This window comes from Nocardioides albus (genome assembly GCF_014648255.1).
Classification (GTDB): domain Bacteria; phylum Actinomycetota; class Actinomycetes; order Propionibacteriales; family Nocardioidaceae; genus Nocardioides; species Nocardioides albus.
Genome location: NZ_BMQT01000013.1, coordinates 102,189 through 117,080, shown reverse-complemented (window position 1 = coordinate 117,080; position 14,892 = coordinate 102,189). Strand labels below are relative to the sequence as shown.

General features: G+C 68.6%; 15 protein-coding genes. 11 read left to right on the top strand and 4 right to left on the bottom strand.

The window, feature by feature from the left end; all coding sequences use genetic code 11:
- Positions 1–105 precede the first annotated feature (105 nt).
- The 4 genes from IEY84_RS23730 (at position 106) to IEY84_RS23715 (ending at position 2,581) form a co-directional block, all read left to right on the top strand.
- A complete protein-coding gene (locus tag IEY84_RS23730) occupies positions 106–309 on the top strand; it encodes a helix-turn-helix domain-containing protein (protein ID WP_008356311.1) in 204 nt (67 codons plus the stop codon).
- Positions 310–495: 186 nt separating this feature from the next.
- Entirely contained in the window at positions 496–597 is a 102-nt protein-coding gene (locus IEY84_RS23725; protein ID WP_008356322.1) for a 30S ribosomal protein bS22, read from the top strand.
- Between the two features lie 14 nt (positions 598–611).
- A complete protein-coding gene (locus tag IEY84_RS23720; protein ID WP_183543150.1) occupies positions 612–1,628 on the top strand; it encodes an NAD-dependent epimerase/dehydratase family protein in 1,017 nt (338 codons plus the stop codon).
- Positions 1,625–2,581, top strand: a complete 957-nt coding sequence (locus IEY84_RS23715; protein WP_183543152.1) for a lysophospholipid acyltransferase family protein — start codon at positions 1,625–1,627, stop codon at positions 2,579–2,581. The genes IEY84_RS23720 and IEY84_RS23715 overlap by 4 nt, the downstream gene beginning before the upstream one ends.
- Before the next feature lie 140 nt (positions 2,582–2,721).
- On the opposite strand, the gene IEY84_RS23710 is transcribed toward IEY84_RS23715, so the two are convergent.
- From IEY84_RS23710 to IEY84_RS23700, 3 genes are all read right to left on the bottom strand, one after another.
- Positions 2,722–3,912, bottom strand: coding sequence for a DUF5667 domain-containing protein (locus IEY84_RS23710; protein ID WP_183543154.1), 1,191 nt, complete (start codon positions 3,910–3,912; stop codon positions 2,722–2,724).
- 142 nt (positions 3,913–4,054) lie between these two features.
- A complete protein-coding gene (locus tag IEY84_RS23705) occupies positions 4,055–4,837 on the bottom strand; it encodes a sigma-70 family RNA polymerase sigma factor (protein WP_183543156.1) in 783 nt (260 codons plus the stop codon).
- 161 nt (positions 4,838–4,998) lie between these two features.
- Positions 4,999–5,898, bottom strand: coding sequence for an HAD family hydrolase (locus tag IEY84_RS23700; RefSeq protein ID WP_183543157.1), 900 nt, complete (start codon positions 5,896–5,898; stop codon positions 4,999–5,001).
- Positions 5,899–5,955: 57 nt separating this feature from the next.
- On the opposite strand from IEY84_RS23700, the gene IEY84_RS23695 reads away from it, so the two are divergent.
- From IEY84_RS23695 to IEY84_RS23665, 7 genes are all read left to right on the top strand, one after another.
- Positions 5,956–6,195 (top strand): glutaredoxin family protein, encoded by a 240-nt coding sequence (locus tag IEY84_RS23695; RefSeq protein ID WP_183543159.1) that lies wholly within the window; start codon positions 5,956–5,958, stop codon positions 6,193–6,195.
- A gap of 178 nt (positions 6,196–6,373) precedes the next feature.
- Positions 6,374–7,108, top strand: coding sequence for a redox-sensing transcriptional repressor Rex (locus tag IEY84_RS23690; RefSeq protein ID WP_183543161.1), 735 nt, complete (start codon positions 6,374–6,376; stop codon positions 7,106–7,108).
- 79 nt (positions 7,109–7,187) lie between these two features.
- Positions 7,188–8,483: a glutamyl-tRNA reductase gene (locus tag IEY84_RS23685; RefSeq protein ID WP_183543163.1), complete on the top strand. Its 1,296-nt coding sequence runs from the start codon at positions 7,188–7,190 to the stop codon at positions 8,481–8,483.
- Positions 8,480–9,490, top strand: coding sequence for a hydroxymethylbilane synthase (gene hemC, locus IEY84_RS23680; protein WP_183543165.1), 1,011 nt, complete (start codon positions 8,480–8,482; stop codon positions 9,488–9,490). The genes IEY84_RS23685 and hemC overlap by 4 nt, the downstream gene beginning before the upstream one ends.
- Entirely contained in the window at positions 9,487–11,172 is a 1,686-nt protein-coding gene (locus tag IEY84_RS23675) for a bifunctional uroporphyrinogen-III C-methyltransferase/uroporphyrinogen-III synthase (protein ID WP_183543167.1), read from the top strand. Before hemC ends, IEY84_RS23675 begins: the two co-directional genes overlap by 4 nt.
- A gap of 96 nt (positions 11,173–11,268) precedes the next feature.
- Entirely contained in the window at positions 11,269–12,252 is a 984-nt protein-coding gene (gene hemB / locus IEY84_RS23670) for a porphobilinogen synthase (protein ID WP_183543169.1), read from the top strand.
- 67 nt (positions 12,253–12,319) lie between these two features.
- Positions 12,320–13,039 carry a TetR/AcrR family transcriptional regulator gene (locus IEY84_RS23665; protein WP_183543171.1) on the top strand — a complete coding sequence of 240 codons (720 nt, stop codon included), beginning with the start codon at positions 12,320–12,322 and terminating at the stop codon, positions 13,037–13,039.
- A gap of 202 nt (positions 13,040–13,241) precedes the next feature.
- Here the strand turns inward: IEY84_RS23665 and IEY84_RS23660 are convergent, their stop codons facing one another.
- Positions 13,242–14,525 carry a lytic transglycosylase domain-containing protein gene (locus IEY84_RS23660; protein ID WP_183543173.1) on the bottom strand — a complete coding sequence of 428 codons (1,284 nt, stop codon included), beginning with the start codon at positions 14,523–14,525 and terminating at the stop codon, positions 13,242–13,244.
- Positions 14,526–14,892 lie beyond the last annotated feature (367 nt).

Genomic DNA, 14,892 nt, shown 5'->3' with positions numbered 1-14,892 from the left:
CCATCAGTCACATCAGGCTCTATTCTCACTTTGGGATCGCGTTTTGGACCAGAGGTGGGGAAGCCGCTGGCGTCGCGATCACTCGAGAGAGAACGGTGGAAGCAGATGGTTACTCCTTCTGGAGACATCTCTGACAGCAAGTTCCTGACCGTTGCCGAGGTTGCGTCGATGATGCGCGTCTCCAAGATGACGGTCTACCGGTTGGTTCACTCGGGCGAGCTGCCTGCGGTGCGTGTCGGTCGCTCCTTCCGGGTTCGGGAGGACGACGCGAACGAATACCTCAAGAGCTCGTTCTACAACGCGGGCTAGTTGTCGGACCCCGCGTCCGGGCACGATGGGCGCGGGGGCAACACCCTCTCTCGGCGGGTCACCGATTCTCTCTGGGTGCCCTGGCTTGGTTAGTCTTACCCCCTAGGTCTGTTTACCGCTCGCTGCGGTGAGTGGCCGCGTCGGCACCGGGCCGGCATTCTCTGCAACGATCGTGAAGGGTTCCCCGTGGGTTCTGTCATCAAGAAGCGTCGCAAGCGCATGGCGAAGAAGAAGCACCGCAAGCTGCTCAAGAAGACTCGCGTCCAGCGCCGCAAGCTCGGCAAGTGACGTACGTGGCGTAGGTGGCGGAACGCACCGGACCCGGCCGGGTCCTCCTGGTCACCGGGGTCTCGCGTGACCTCGGTCGCCGTTTTGCGCGCGCTGCCGCCCGCCACCCCAACGTCGAGCGAGTGATCGGCGTCGATGTCGCCCCGCCTCGCGGGGACATCGGCCAGGTCGGATTCGTCCGAGCCGACATCCGCAACCCGGTGATCGCCAAGGTGATCGCCAAGGAGGAGGTCGACACCGTCGTCCACCTCAGCGTCATCGCGACCCCCGGCACCACCGGGGGTCGTTCGACGATGAAGGAGCTCAACGTCATCGGGACGATGCAGCTCCTCGCGGCCTGCCAGACCGCGCCGTCCCTGCGCCAGGTCGTGGTGAAGTCGACGACCCAGGTCTACGGGGCGAGCAGCCGCGACCCGGCGATGTTCACCGAGTCGATGGAGCCGCGGCGCACCCCGTCCTCCGGCTATGCCCGCGACGTGGCCGACGTCGAGTCCTACGTACGCGGCTTCGCCCGTCGTCGCCCGGACGTGGCCGTCACGGTGCTGCGCTGTGCCAACGTCCTCGGACCGAGGGTGGACAGCCCGATCGCGGCTCACTTCCGGCGTTCGGTCGTGCCGAACGTGCTCGGCTACGACCCGCGCCTGCAGTTCCTCCACGAGCAGGACCTCTACGGTGTTCTGGAGCATGCCGTACGCGCCGGGGTCCCCGGGACCTTCAACGTCGCCGGCGACGGCGTACTGACCCATTCCCAGGTCGCCAGGCGGCTGCAGCGGATGACGGTGCCGATCCCGGAGCCGGTGTTCGGCCTGACCAGGTTCGGTGGCGGCGAATACCCCGCCGAGCTGAGAGCGCTGCTGACCTACGGCCGCGGTGTCGACACGACCCGGATGCGGTCCCTGCTGGGCTTCGAACCGCGATTCACCACCGAGGACGCTGTCCGCGACTTCGCTGACAGCGTGAAGCCCTCCGCCAACCGTGCCGACCGGGCCCTGGCCGCGTTGGAGAGCCGACTGACAGGAGCGCCTCGGTGACCGAGTCCGCCGCCCCGGGTATCACCGGCACCACGACGCGTGATCGCCACCCACTGCGGGCGATCCCGGCGGCCGACTGGGCCGCGGCCTTGGAGAGTGCCGCGAAAGAGGTCTTCGGCGCCGAGTGGGAAGAGCAGCTCGCTCGGTTCATCGTGTTCCTGCGGCGCCGGATCTCGGGCCAGTACTCCGTCGACGAGTACGGCTTCGATCGTGAGCTCACTCAACGCTTCATGCTCGCCGTTCTGCGTCCGATCAAGGAGAAGTGGTTCCGGGTCGAGGTGCGCGGGATCGAGAACATCCCGACCGACGGTGGCGCGCTGATCGTCTCCAACCACTCGGGCACGATCCCGATGGACGGTCTGATGACGATGGTCTCGATCCACGACGAGCTCGGTCGTGACCTGCGCCCGCTCGGGGCGGACCTGGTCTTCCGGATGCCGATCGTCGGCACCATCGCCCGCAAGGCGGGTGCCACCCTGGCCTGCAGCGAGGACGCTGAGCGGATGCTGCGCAACGGCGAGCTCGTCGGCGTCTGGCCTGAGGGTTTCAAGGGCATCGGCAAGCCCTACAGCGAGCGCTACAAGCTACAGCGTTTCGGCCGCGGCGGCTTCGTCTCCTCCGCGCTGCGCACCGGTGTCCCGATCGTGCCGCTCTCCGTCGTCGGCGCCGAGGAGATCTACCCGCTGGTCGGCAACATCCCGGCCCTCGCCAAGGTCCTCGGCGTCCCCTACCTGCCGATCACGCCCTTCTTCCCGCTCCTCGGCCCGCTGGGTCTCATCCCGCTCCCGTCGAAGTGGCTCATCGAGTTCGGCGAGCCGATCCGCACCGATGCGTACGACGCGACAGAGGCCGACGACCCCATGCTGGTCTTCAACGTCACCGACCAGGTGCGCGAGACGATCCAGCAGACCCTCTACCGCCTCCTGGGCGAGCGCGCCTCCGTCTTCGGCTGACCCACCCCCGCCGAGACGTCAGTTTCTGACCGCGAGAAGTCAGTTCCTGATCGCGAGAGGTCAGAATCTGGCGTCGAATGGACCATTCGGTCCCAGAAATCGACCTCTCGGCGTCAGAAACTGACGCTTCGGCGAGGGGGTCAGGGCTTGAGGAGGCCGGTGGCGCCGGCGAGCACGTCGCCGACCAAGCCGGTGACGCCGGTGACCAGGCCGGTGACGGGGCCCGTCACGGTGCCGGTGTCGGGCTCAGGCGCGGGATCCTCGGAGGGAGCCTCGTCGGAGGGCGTCGGGGTCGGCAGGATGCTCCCGATCTCGTCCGGGGCCTCGGAGGGCTTCTCCGTGCCGCCCTTCTCGCCCTTGGGATCGGTCACCGAGCCGGGGCCGATCTTGTCGGGGTCGATGGAGGGCAGGTCGAGGGCGTTGTCGTCCTGGGTGAGCGGCGGCAGCGCCTCGGCCTCGACGACGGTGTCGGCGGGAAGCAGCCCGTCGATGTCGGAGGTGAGGCTGGAGACCAGCGTCGCCGGGAGCTCGGTGATGCCGCCCCCACAGGTGGGGCAGAGCTGCGCAGCGGCCTGGTCGATCAGCACGAGCGTCTGGGCGGCGTCCGAGACCGCGGGCTCCGCCCGCTCCGGGACCTTCGGGCCGAGTGCGGCGAGCTCCTCGACGCCATCGGCCGCGAACGTACGCAGCTGGGCGAGCGACTCGTTGTCCTGGGACTGCTCGAAGTCGCTGATCAGCAGGTCGGAGCCACGGGCAGCCTGACGCGAGAAGGTCTCGAGCGTGGAGGTCACCTGCTCGGGGTCGCTCATCGGCGCGTCGGCGACCAGCGACTCGGCCTCGCGGAGGCGAGTGCCGGCGTCCTCGAGGATCCGGATGCCCCGGGCCTGGGTGCTGACGGTGAAGCCGGCGGAGACGTTCTCGACGGCACGCTTGACCGGGTAGAGCGAGTCTCCGGGAAGGGCGGTCTGGGACGCGGCCGCGGCGCCCGCGGTGCCCCCGACGATCGCCATCGCGGCGACGGCGACGGCCAGCTTGCGCTGACGGCGTGGCCGCACCGGGCTGACGGTGAGCTTGCGCTCCAGGGTCTTCTCGGTCTGCGGCGCCGGGACGAGCTCGGTGTCGGCGGCCTCCATGAGGCGCTCTCGAAGCGACACGGAGAAGTCGCGACGAGGCACGGCGGAGTCGCTGAGAGTGGAGAGCGACGAAGCGAAGACTGCCAGATCGCGAAGCTCGTCGGCAGACTGCGAGGTACGCCGATCCGTCGCGGCACAGGCCGCGACCATTCGGTCGAACTCGTCGGCACGCTTTCGCGCCGGGAATGCCGGGCTCATCGGAGGGTTCCTACTCGGTATCGGCAGTGAGGGATTCGTCGAAACAGCTGCGCGCAAGGTGCAGCCATGTCGGACAACGAGTCGCCCCGGCCGCGGGTTACGGCAACCGGTCGAGCATTCAGGGTGGTGCGGAACACAGTCATCAGCGGATCCCGTCAGGCATCTGCTTGGCGAGGTTGCGGATCCCGCGCAGCTGGAGCTGTTTCACGGCTCCGTCGCTGCGACCGAGGATAGCGGCTGTCTCGGCGATCGACAGCCCTTGGAGGAAACGCATGATGATGCAGTCGCGTTGTTCGTCGGGGAGCTTGGTGAGCGCACCGAGCAGCATCTCGTTGGTGACGCCCGCCATCACGATCTTCTCGGGACCGTCGGCCGAGGAGTCGTGCAGACCCATGTCCTCGGTGGTCATCTCCAGGCGCGTACGCCCCGCCTTGAAGTGGTCGGTGGCCAGGTTGCGGGCGATGGTCATCAGCCAGGCACCGAAGTCCTTGCCCTGCCACCGGAAGCCGGTCATCGAGCGCAGCGCTCGGAAGAACGTCTCCGAGGTGAGGTCCTCGGCCACCTGGGTGGAACGGGTCCGGTAGAAGAGGAATCGGTAGACCGCACCGTGGTAGTGGTCGTAGAGGAGGCCGAAGGCGTCCTTGTCGCCCTTGCGGGCGAGCTCGACCAGCGCGATCAGCCGGGTGCGGTCGGCTTCGCTCTCCTCGGAGGATGCGGCGAGCTCGGTGTCGTCCTCGGGCTCGTTGTCGGAGCGGGGCTTGATCTCCTGGGTGCCGCCCGAGCCGCGAGGCTCGGGGTCGGCGAACGGGCCGGTGGTGCCGGCGACGCCCGCGTACGCGGGTTCGTAGCCCTCGTTCATCACGAGCTCGACCGCAGCGCGCAGCGCATCCAAGCGACGACGGACGTCATTGGTGCGGCGCGACATGTGGGTCCCTCCCGAAGACTCCCCCTGAGCGAGAGCAACCTTACGGGTTAGGGCATCCCGATGTCAGGTCCCGAGCCGAACTTCTGTCGGCGTGTGGTGGCAATTTCGTTAACGAGCGGGTGGATGGGAGATCGCGACGGCGCCACGACCTGCGCGAACTCCTACCGTCGTCTCCCGCGGAGCGCGATCGCCGCGGCGATCGCCCCCGTGGCCGCGCCGCCCAGCGCGGCTGTCATCACGCCTGCCCGCGCGGCCTTGCGTCCGGTGCGGTAGTCACGGATCGGCCAGCCCTTCGCACGCGCGTGGGCGCGCAGGCGCGCATCCGGGTTGATCGCACACGGATGCCCGACCAGCGACAGCATGGGCAGGTCGTTGTAGGAGTCGGAGTACGCCGCGCAGCGCGAGAGATCCAGACTCTCCCGGGCGGCGATCGCCTTGACGGCCTCCGCCTTGGCAGGGCCGTGGAGCATCTCGCCGACCAGTGCCCCGGTGTAGACGCCGTCCTCGGTGGCGGCCACCGTGCCGAGGGCGCCGGTCAGCCCGAGCCGGCGGGCGATGACCCGAGCCGCCTCGACGGGCGCCGCGGTCACCAGCCACACGCGCTGCCCCTGGTCGATATGGGTCTGAGCGAGAGCCCGGGTGCCGGGCCAGATCCGGTGGGCCATGCCCTCGTCGAAGATCTCCTCCATCAAGCTCTCGACCTCGTCGGCACGATGACCGCGGATGAACGACAGCGCCGACGAGCGCGCCGACTCCATGTGGGCGGGGTCCTCGACGCCGGCCACGCGGAAGTAGGCCTGCTTGTACGCCGCCGAGGCGATGTCCCGCGTACGGAAGAACTTGCGCCGATGCATGCCGCGGGCCAGATGGAAGATCGTCGCGCCCTGCATGATCGTGTTGTCGACGTCGAAGAACGCCGCCGCCGTGGGGTCTCCACCCGCCGGATAGAGCCAGGCCTCGATCTCCGCGGCCGCGGCCGAGGCCTCGCCGGCGAGCGCCGAGCGGCGTTTGAGGTCTTTTCGCCGCAGCTCGGCGCGGCGGCGGTCGCTGGCGCTGCTCATTTCGCCAACAGTAATGGTCATGGCACCTCCATGGGGCTCAGGTGCCAAGATGGTCGGATGGAACCGCGTGTGACCTTCTACTCCCGTCAGGGCTGCCACCTGTGCGACGAGGCTCGGCTCGTCGTCGAGAAGGTGGTCGGGAACGACTACACCGAGGTCGACATCGACACGGACGAGGAGCTGCGCGAGCGCTTCACGAACGAGGTCCCCGTGACGTACGTCGACGGGAAGCAGCACGACTTCTGGCGGGTCTCCGAGGAGCGGCTGAGGTCAGCGCTGACGCGCTCACCAGAATAACTGTCGATCGGCCCAATACCCTGAACAACCCCCCTCTGCCAACTCCGCAATGACGTGTGCTAGCCAACGGTCTGCGAGTTTGTTCTCGCAGTCACAAACTCCGTATGGTGGCTGAGCCGCAGGGCGATCCCGGGCTAAAAAGCCCCCGTCTGTGGCGCCGGCATTGAAAGAGCAGAGCGTGACGGCACGGAGCACGAATACGGGCGAGGGCAGTGGTGCTCACGACCCCCACCGGGACATCCCCGAGGCGACTGTCGCCCGGCTCCCGGTCTACCTCCGGGCCCTGACCTCGCTCGCCGAGCGCAACATCGCCTCCTGCTCCTCCGAAGAGCTCGCGACGGCGGCCGGCGTGAACTCCGCCAAGCTGCGCAAGGACCTCTCCTACCTGGGCTCCTACGGCACTCGTGGGGTCGGCTACGACGTCGACTACCTGAGCTACCAGATCGCGCGCGAGATCGGCGTGACCCACGACTGGCCGGTCATCATCGTCGGCATCGGAAACCTCGGCCAGGCGCTGGCCAACTTCTCGGGATTCAGCAGCCGCGGCTTCCGCACCGTCGCGCTCCTGGACGCGGCCCCGCAGATGCAGGGGCAGGCCGTCGCCGGGCTCGAGGTCCGTCCGTTCGCCGACCTGGCCGAGATCGTCGCGGCCGAGCAGGTCTCGATCGGGGTCATCTCGGTGCCGGCGACCGCGGCCCAGGACGTCGCCGACGCGATGGTCGGGGCCGGGATCAGCAGCATCCTCAACTTCGCGCCCGCCGTGCTGAGCGTGCCGCCCGGTGTCGACGTACGCAAGGTCGACCTCTCCATCGAGCTGCAGATCCTCGCGTATCACGAGTCGCGCAAGGCTGCGGAGTCTGCTGAAGCGGCCGCCACGGTGGACAATGGTTCCGAGGAAGGGATCACGGCATGAGTGAGCGTCAGCGAGCGAATCATGGGTGCAACATGCCGACGGCTCCGTATCCTTGCTTCTCCTCTACGGAGGTGTCGGCATGAGTGTTCTTGTAGTCGGAATCTCCCATAACTCTGCGCCCGTCTCGATGCTCGAGGCGGCCTCGGTGGACACCGAAGGGCTGCAGAAGCTCCTCACTGACGTGGCTGGTTGTGAACATGTCAGCGAGGCAGCGGTCATCGCGACCTGCAACCGTCTCGAGATCTACACCGAGGTCGAGCGGTTCCACGGCTCCGTCGAGGAACTCTCCCGGCGGATCATCGAGGGCGCGGGTCAGACGCTCGAGACGATGCTGCCCCACCTCTACGTCCACTACGACGACGGCGCGGTGTCTCACCTGTTCAAGGTGGCCGCCGGGCTCGACTCGATGGCTGTGGGTGAGGGGCAGATCCTCGGGCAGGCGCGCGCCGCCCTGCAGCTCGGCCAGGAAATGGGCACTGTCGGGCCGGCGCTCAACAGCCTGTTCCAGCAGGCCCTGCGGGTCGGCAAGCGCTCGCGTGCGGAGACCGACATCGATCGGGCCGCACCGTCCTTGGTGACCGCGTCGCTGAGCCGTGCCGCACGAGCCGTGGGTGACGTACGCGGCAAGCGGGTCGCCGTCGTCGGAGCCGGTGCGATGGCAGGGCTGGCGACCGCGACGGTGTCGCGGATGGAGGCGGCCGACGTCGTCGTGGTCAACCGCACGACGGCCAACGCCGAGCGGCTCGCCAACGAGTACGCCGCCCGCTCGGCGTCGCTCGACGCGCTGACCGCGGAGGTCGCCGCCGCCGACATCGTGATCACCTGCGCGGGCGCCAACGGGCTGCTCGTGCCGGCCGACATGGTCGGCGACCGCAGCGCCCACCCGGTCGCGCTGATCGACCTGGCGCTGCCCCACGACATCGACCCGGGCGCGGCTTCGCTCCCGGGCGTGACCCTGATCGACCTGGCCGCCCTCGCCGACGAGCTGCATGCCTCGCCCGCCGGCAAGGAGGTGCTCGCGGTCCGCGACATCGTCACCCAGGAGGTCGCCGCCTTCCTGAGTGCTCGGCGCCAGTCCGCGGTGACCCCGACGGTCGTCGCCCTGCGAAGCATGGCCACCGGTGTCGTCGACGCCGAGATGGAACGCCTCGACAACAAGCTGCCCGACCTCGACGAGGCGACTCGTGCCGAGGTCCTCCGGACCGTACGCCGCGTGGCCGACAAGCTCCTCCACGAGCCGACCGTCCGGGTCAAGGAGCTCGCCAACGAGTCCGGCGTGGTGTCCTACGCCGCGGCCCTCGCCGAGCTCTTCGCGCTCGACCCCGAGGCCGTCTCCGCGGTGACCCGGGCCGACGTCCCAGGAGACCACTCATGAGAACCCTTCGTCTCGGCACTCGCCGTTCCCAGCTCGCTGTCACCCAGTCGACCCTCGTCGCGGAGCTGCTCCGGGCCCAGGGCCACATCGTCGAGCTGGTCGAGATCGTCTCCGACGGTGACCGCACTCAGGCAACGAACACCCCGCTGACCAGCGCGAACTCGACCGGCGTCTTCGTCAGCGCGCTGCGTGACGCGCTCCACGCCAAGGAGATCGACCTCGCGGTCCACTCGCTCAAGGATCTGCCGACCTACCCCGAGGAGGGCATCGAGCTGGTCGCGGTCCTGCCGCGCGAGGACCCGCGCGACGTGATCGTCGCCCGCGACGGTCTGACGCTCGGTGAGCTCCCGCCCGGATCGCGGGTCGGCACCGGGTCGCCGCGACGGGTCGCCCAGATCAAGGCCCTCGGCCTCGGCCTGGAGCTGGCCGGCATCCGCGGCAACGTGGACACCCGCATCGGCAAGGTCCGGTCGGGCGAGTTCGACGCGGTCGTCCTCGCGCGTGCCGGCCTGGCCCGCATCGACCGGCTCGACGAGGTCACCGAGGTCCTGGACCCGATCCAGGTGCTGCCGGCTCCCGGTCAGGGGGCCCTCGCGGTCGAGTGCCGTGACGGCGACGCCGATGCCGACGTACGCAAGATTCTGACCTCCCTCGACGATTCGCCCACCCGAGCGGCCGTCGAGGCAGAACGCGCGGTGCTCGCCACCCTCGAAGGTGGCTGCGCAGCGCCCATCGGGACCCTCGCCGACGTGGTGGAGGGTGAGGAAGGACCAGAGCTGTGGGTGCGGGCAGTCGCGCTCTCACTCGACGGCTCGCTCTCGGTTCGGCTCTCCGCATCCGGGTCGGTCGACGACGCTGCAGGCGTCGGGCGCCGGCTCGCCGAGGAGATGCTCGCCGAGGGTGCAGCAGACCTGACCGACGATCCCGCGGACCCAGGCCAGGCTGTCATGGACACGGGCGGTTCCCCCCAGACCGCTCCCGAGCAGGACAAGGTGCACAACGCATGACCCGAGCAAAGACCACCGAGCAGAAGGCTGAGCAGAGCTCGGCCACCCCACTGGGCTGGGTGTCCTTCGTCGGCAGCGGTCCCGGTGACCCTGAGCTGCTGACGGTACGGGCGATCGACCTGTTGAAGCAGGCCGATGTCGTCGTGACCGAGGCCCCCGAGCACGCATCACTGGTGCGCGGCGTACTCGGCATCCCCGAGCCGGTCGAGCCGGCCGAGGGTGAGGAGACTGCCGAACCGGTCGGACCCGAGTTCATCGACGGCGGGTTCGGCGTGGACGGCCAGCCGCTGGCCAACGCCGCCCGGGCCAAGGCCGTCGTCAAGCAGGCCAAGCTGGGCAAGCGCGTCGTGCGCCTGATGACCGGAGACCCGTTCCTCTACGCCTCGGGCCCCGAGGAGGCGCAGTCCTGCGCCAAGGCGGGCATCGGCTTCGAGATCGTCCCCGGCGTCTCGTCCGTGTCGGCCGTTCCCGCTTACGCCGGCATCCCGCTGACGACCAAGGACCACCAAGAGGTCGCGGTGGTCACCTGCAACGAGAAGATCGACTGGAGCCAGTACGCCGACAACCGCACCCTGGTTCTCCTCTCCGGTGTCGGCATGATCGGCGACATCGCCAAGGAGCTCGTCGCGGCGGGCCGCTCGGCCAAGACCCCGGTCGCGATCACCCGCGTCGGCACCACGACCGAGCAGTCGACGGTAGAGTCGACGCTGGAGAACATCGCCGTCGACGCTCGTGCCGCACGGATGGCGCCGCCGGCGATCGTGGTGATCGGCAAGGTGGTCAGCTTGCGTGAGACGCTCTCGTGGTTCGAGACGAAGCCGCTGTTCGGCTGGCGCGTGCTGGTGCCCCGCACCAAGGAGCAGGCGCCTGCGCTGTCGCTGAAGTTGAAGGGCTTCGGCGCAGTGCCCGAGGAGGTGCCGACGATCTCCGTCGAGCCGCCGCGCAACCCGCAGCAGATGGACAAGGCCGTACGCGGCCTGGTCGAGGGCCGCTACAACTGGATCGCCTTCACCTCCATCAACGCGGTGCGTGCCGTACGCGAGAAGTTCGACGAGTACGGCCTGGACTGCCGCGCCTTCTCCGGTCTGAAGATCGCCGCCGTCGGTGAGAAGACCGGCCAGGCGCTCGAGGCCTGGGGCCTGCGCCCCGACCTGGTGCCGAACACCGACAACCAGTCGGCTGCTGGCCTCCTGGAGGTATGGCCGGAGTACGACGAGGATCTCGACCCGATCAACCGGGTCTTCCTCCCGCGCGCCGACATCGCCACCGAGAACCTCATCGCCGGCCTGGTCGACCTCGGCTGGGAGTGCGACGACGTGACCGCCTACCGCACCGTCCGGGCGGCCCCGCCGCCCGCGCCGACCCGCGACGCGATCAAGACGGGCAAGTTCGACGCGGTGGTCTTCACCTCCTCGTCCACGGTCCGCAACCTGGTCGGCATCGCGGGCAAGCCGCACACCTCCACGGTGATCGCGGCGATCGGCCCGGCCACCGCCAAGACCGCCGAGGAGCACGGCCTGCGGGTCGACGTGATGTCGCCCGAGCCGTCGATCGAGGCGCTCACCGAGGCGCTCGCCGACTTCGGCGCTGCGCGCCGCGCCGCGCTGGTCGAGCAGGGCCTGCCGGTCACCAAGCCGTCCGACCGGCGTCCCGCCTCGCGCCGTCGTTCGCGCACGAGCTGAAAATGTTTGCCGAGTCGGCTCATCTTGACCGCAGCCTGCGAGCGAAGCGAGCAGCAAGGTCAAGATGAGCCGACTCGGCGTTAATCTGGAGATCTGATGAACATCGAGAAGCCAGTCATCCGTCCCCGCCGGCTGCGCCGTACGCCGATCATGCGCCGGATGGTCGCGGAGACGGCCGTACGCCCCGCCAACCTGATCCTGCCCGCGTTCGTGCGCGAGGGGATCCACGAGCCGGTCCCGGTCTCGACCATGCCCGGCGTGGTCCAGCACAGCCGGGAGTCGCTGCGGAAAGCTGCGGCCGAGGCTGCGTCCGCCGGCATCGGCGGCATCATGCTCTTCGGCGTCCCGGAGACGAAGGACGCCATGGGCTCGGGCGCGCTCGACCCCGACGGCATCCTCAACGTGGCCATCGCCGACGTCGTCTCCGAGGTCGGCGACGCGCTCACGGTGATGAGCGACCTGTGCCTGGACGAGTTCACCGACCACGGTCACTGCGGTGTCCTCGCCAAGGACGGCTCGGTCGACAACGACGCCACCCTGGAGATCTACGCCCAGATGGCGATCGCCCACGCCGAGGCAGGCGTCCACATGGTCGGCCCGTCCGGGATGATGGACGGCCAGGTCGCGGTGACCCGCGACGCGCTCGACAGCGCCGGCTACACCGACGTCTCGATCCTCGCCTACTCCGCGAAGTACGCCTCGGCCTTCTACGGCCCCTTCCGGGAGGCCGTCGACTCCTCACTCAAGGGCGATCGGCGGACCTACCAGCAGGATCCGGCCAATGCGCTCGAGGGCGTCCGCGAGGCGCTCCTTGACGTGTCCGAAGGCGCCGATATCGTGATGGTCAAGCCCGGACTCCCGTATCTCGACGTGCTTCAGCGGGTGCGTGAGTCTGTCGATGTTCCGGTGGCGGCGTACAACATCTCGGGGGAGTACGCGATGGTGGAAGCTGCCGCTGCGAACGGCTGGATCGACCGCGAACCGGCGATCCTGGAGACACTCACCGCCTTCAAGAGGGCGGGTGCGGACGTCATCCTGACCTACTGGGCCACCGAGGCAGCGGGCTGGTTGCGAGGCTGACTTTCTCGTCCGATCAGCCCGAGCAGCTCTGTGACGTGGACCACCTCCTGAGAGTAGACTCGAGATCGTGACCAATCGAGAGTTGGGCAGCCCGAAGCGCACCGGACGGCCGCGCAACAGCGGACGAGATTCGGCGAATCCCCGGGAGGAGATCCTCAAAGAGGCATCCCGGCTCTTCACCGCCCAAGGGGTCGCAGCGACGACGATCAGCCAGATCGCCGAGAGCGTCGGGCTGCGGCAGTCCTCGATGTACTACTACTACAAGTCCAAGGAGGAGATCCTCTCCGCCTTGATGGAGAAGAACCGCGAGTCGCTGACGCTCGCGGAGAAGCTTCTCGAGGAGGACGGCCCGGTTGCTCCGCGGCTCTACGCCTTCCTCTACACCGATGTCCGCCAGCTCTGCACCGCCCCGCTCGACTTCTACGAGTTGGAGATCGCCGCCCTGGCGCAGCCCCAGGTCTTCGAGGGATTCGAGGAGGACGGCGACAAGCTGCGCGCCGCGGCCGCCCGGTTTCTCGAGCTGGGGGTCGGCAGCGGTGAGCTGCGCCGGATCGACCCCGAGGCCACCGCGCTGATGCTGCTCTCGCTCAACGAAGGCGCCCAGCACCGGCTGTGGCACGGCCGCCGTGAAGACGAGAGGGCCAAGGCCAGCAGCCACACCCTCGCCGAGTCGGTCGCCGACTACCACCTCCACTCCCTGCTGACGGACGTCTCTGCTCTCGCTTCGGTCCGCGAAGCCGGCCGCGACTTCGTCACCGAGTACGAGGACGACGAACCAGCCGCCTGATCGGCCCGGTCGCGCAGCTCTGCATGCGGTGGGTCCTCGGTCGGCTCGCGGAGCTGCGAGAGCTGTAACACGTCGTTCGTAGTACTACTCGCCCTATTAGAACGACCGGATAGTGCTACGAACAGCGTGTTACACGTCGGATGAGCGCTCCCAGACATGCGTAGGGCCCCGCCAGCCGGCGGGGCCCTACGTGGTTCCGGGGTCAGTTCGGCTTGATGCCGACGAGGCCGCCGAGGATCTGGGTGATCACCGTGAGCAGGCCGCCGACGACGCCGCCGACGGCGCCGAGGGCCTCGGGGACGGTCTTTCCGGCGAGCTGGCTGACGCAGGTCTGGATCGGGCCACCGAGCTTCCCGAGAAGACCCGGGTATTTCTTGGCGAAGGCGTCGGTGCAGATCTTGAGCAGCTCGTCGGTGGAGGCGGCCAGGTTCTCGACCGGCTTGGTCACCGGCTCCAGCGGCTTCGCGGGATCCACGGTGCCGCCACCGTCGCCGTCGCCGCCACCAGTGCCGCCACCGATGCCACCGCCCGGAGTCTCTCCGGCCGGCGCCTCTTCGGAGGGGCTGGAGGGAGCCTGCGAGGAGCCGCCGCGGGGCCCGGCCTGCTGCTGGCCGCCGGCCCGGAACTCGCGGCCCTTCTGCTTCGTCGGCTTGGGAGCCTCCATCCGCGGGATCGCGTAGTCGACCGGGACCGTGCTGTTCGGGATCGAGGTGAAGTCGCCGGAACGGTAGGCCTCGGCGACACCGAGCACCGTCGTGACGTACGACTGGCTGTGGTTGTAGCGGAAGACCGCTGCCCGCGCGCCCTGGTCGGTGGAGAGGTCGTCGTTGCCGGAGCAGAGGTAGACGGCAGAGGCGAGGGCGGAGTCGTTGATGTCCTGGGGGTTGCGCTTGCCGTCACCGTCGGCGTCCACACCGACCATCGCCCAGGTGGACGGGATGAACTGCATCGGGCCGACCGCGCGGTCGTAGCTGGTGTCGCCGTCGTACTGCCCACCGTCGGTGTCGGTGATCTGGGAGACGTTGCCCTTGCCGTTGAGCGGCACCCCGAAGATGCCGGGGGTGGAGACGCCCTCGGCGCTGAGGCGGTTGTCGTTGGCACGCCCGTGGTTGGACTCGACCCGCCCGATCGCGGCGATCAGCGGCCAGTCGATCTTGCAGGCCGGGTCGGCGGCGTTGATCACCGTGGCGGCTCGCTGATAGGCAGCGAGCGCGGCGGAGGGGATCCCGGCGGTGCTGGCCGTCCCGGGCAGCGACTTGTCGCCCTTGTTGGTCGAGGCGGACACGCTGGCCGGCGCCTCGATCGCCTCGGACGGAACCGAGGTGCCGTCAGGCAGGCTGAAGGCGTCGTCGTAGCTGGCTGGGCCAGAAGCTGTGGCACTCGACTGCGTCAGACCGGTGACGTTGACCGTCCAGGCCGCGCTGAGCAGCGCGAGCGGAACGAGCGCGGTCGCCTTCTGAAGGCGGCTGTAGCGCGTAGCGGACATCGAATCTCCCTTTCAATCCCCGGACCGTGAGCTCCGGGTCTTGCTCCCCATTCGCAACGTTCTCAACGAACCGTCTCACGTCAAAGTTACGCACGTCACGTTTTACTGGCACATTGCGTTCCAGTTAACGAGACGCTGATGAGACCCGAGATGTTGCAGTTCATGACGCTGAACCACGGCGTCCGTTTCCAGCTACGCCGCCACGTCAGCCAGGGTAAGCGAAAATCCACAGCCGTGGAACGATCGACCCACTGTGAGCATCGAGGATCTTCCTGGCGCTCGGCTGTCGACTCGCGGGCGCGTTGGGGCTGCGACGCCTGCCGGCTGAGGCCGAAATGGGGTTTCGGGCCGACCTCAGCGAGAATGC

Bases quoted from the DNA above. Each gene is read 5' to 3' on its own strand.
- IEY84_RS23730 (WP_008356311.1), top strand. From the start codon at position 106: ATGGTTACTCCTTCTGGAGACATCTCTGACAGCAAGTTCCTGACCGTT.
- IEY84_RS23710 (WP_183543154.1), bottom strand. From the start codon at position 3,912: ATGAGCCCGGCATTCCCGGCGCGAAAGCGTGCCGACGAGTTCGACCGA.
- IEY84_RS23705 (WP_183543156.1), bottom strand. From the start codon at position 4,837: ATGTCGCGCCGCACCAATGACGTCCGTCGTCGCTTGGATGCGCTGCGC.
- IEY84_RS23700 (WP_183543157.1), bottom strand. From the start codon at position 5,898: ATGAGCAGCGCCAGCGACCGCCGCCGCGCCGAGCTGCGGCGAAAAGAC.
- IEY84_RS23695 (WP_183543159.1), top strand. From the start codon at position 5,956: ATGGAACCGCGTGTGACCTTCTACTCCCGTCAGGGCTGCCACCTGTGC.
- IEY84_RS23685 (WP_183543163.1), top strand. From the start codon at position 7,188: ATGAGTGTTCTTGTAGTCGGAATCTCCCATAACTCTGCGCCCGTCTCG.
- hemC (WP_183543165.1), top strand. From the start codon at position 8,480: ATGAGAACCCTTCGTCTCGGCACTCGCCGTTCCCAGCTCGCTGTCACC.
- IEY84_RS23675 (WP_183543167.1), top strand. From the start codon at position 9,487: ATGACCCGAGCAAAGACCACCGAGCAGAAGGCTGAGCAGAGCTCGGCC.
- hemB (WP_183543169.1), top strand. From the start codon at position 11,269: ATGAACATCGAGAAGCCAGTCATCCGTCCCCGCCGGCTGCGCCGTACG.
- IEY84_RS23660 (WP_183543173.1), bottom strand. From the start codon at position 14,525: ATGTCCGCTACGCGCTACAGCCGCCTTCAGAAGGCGACCGCGCTCGTT.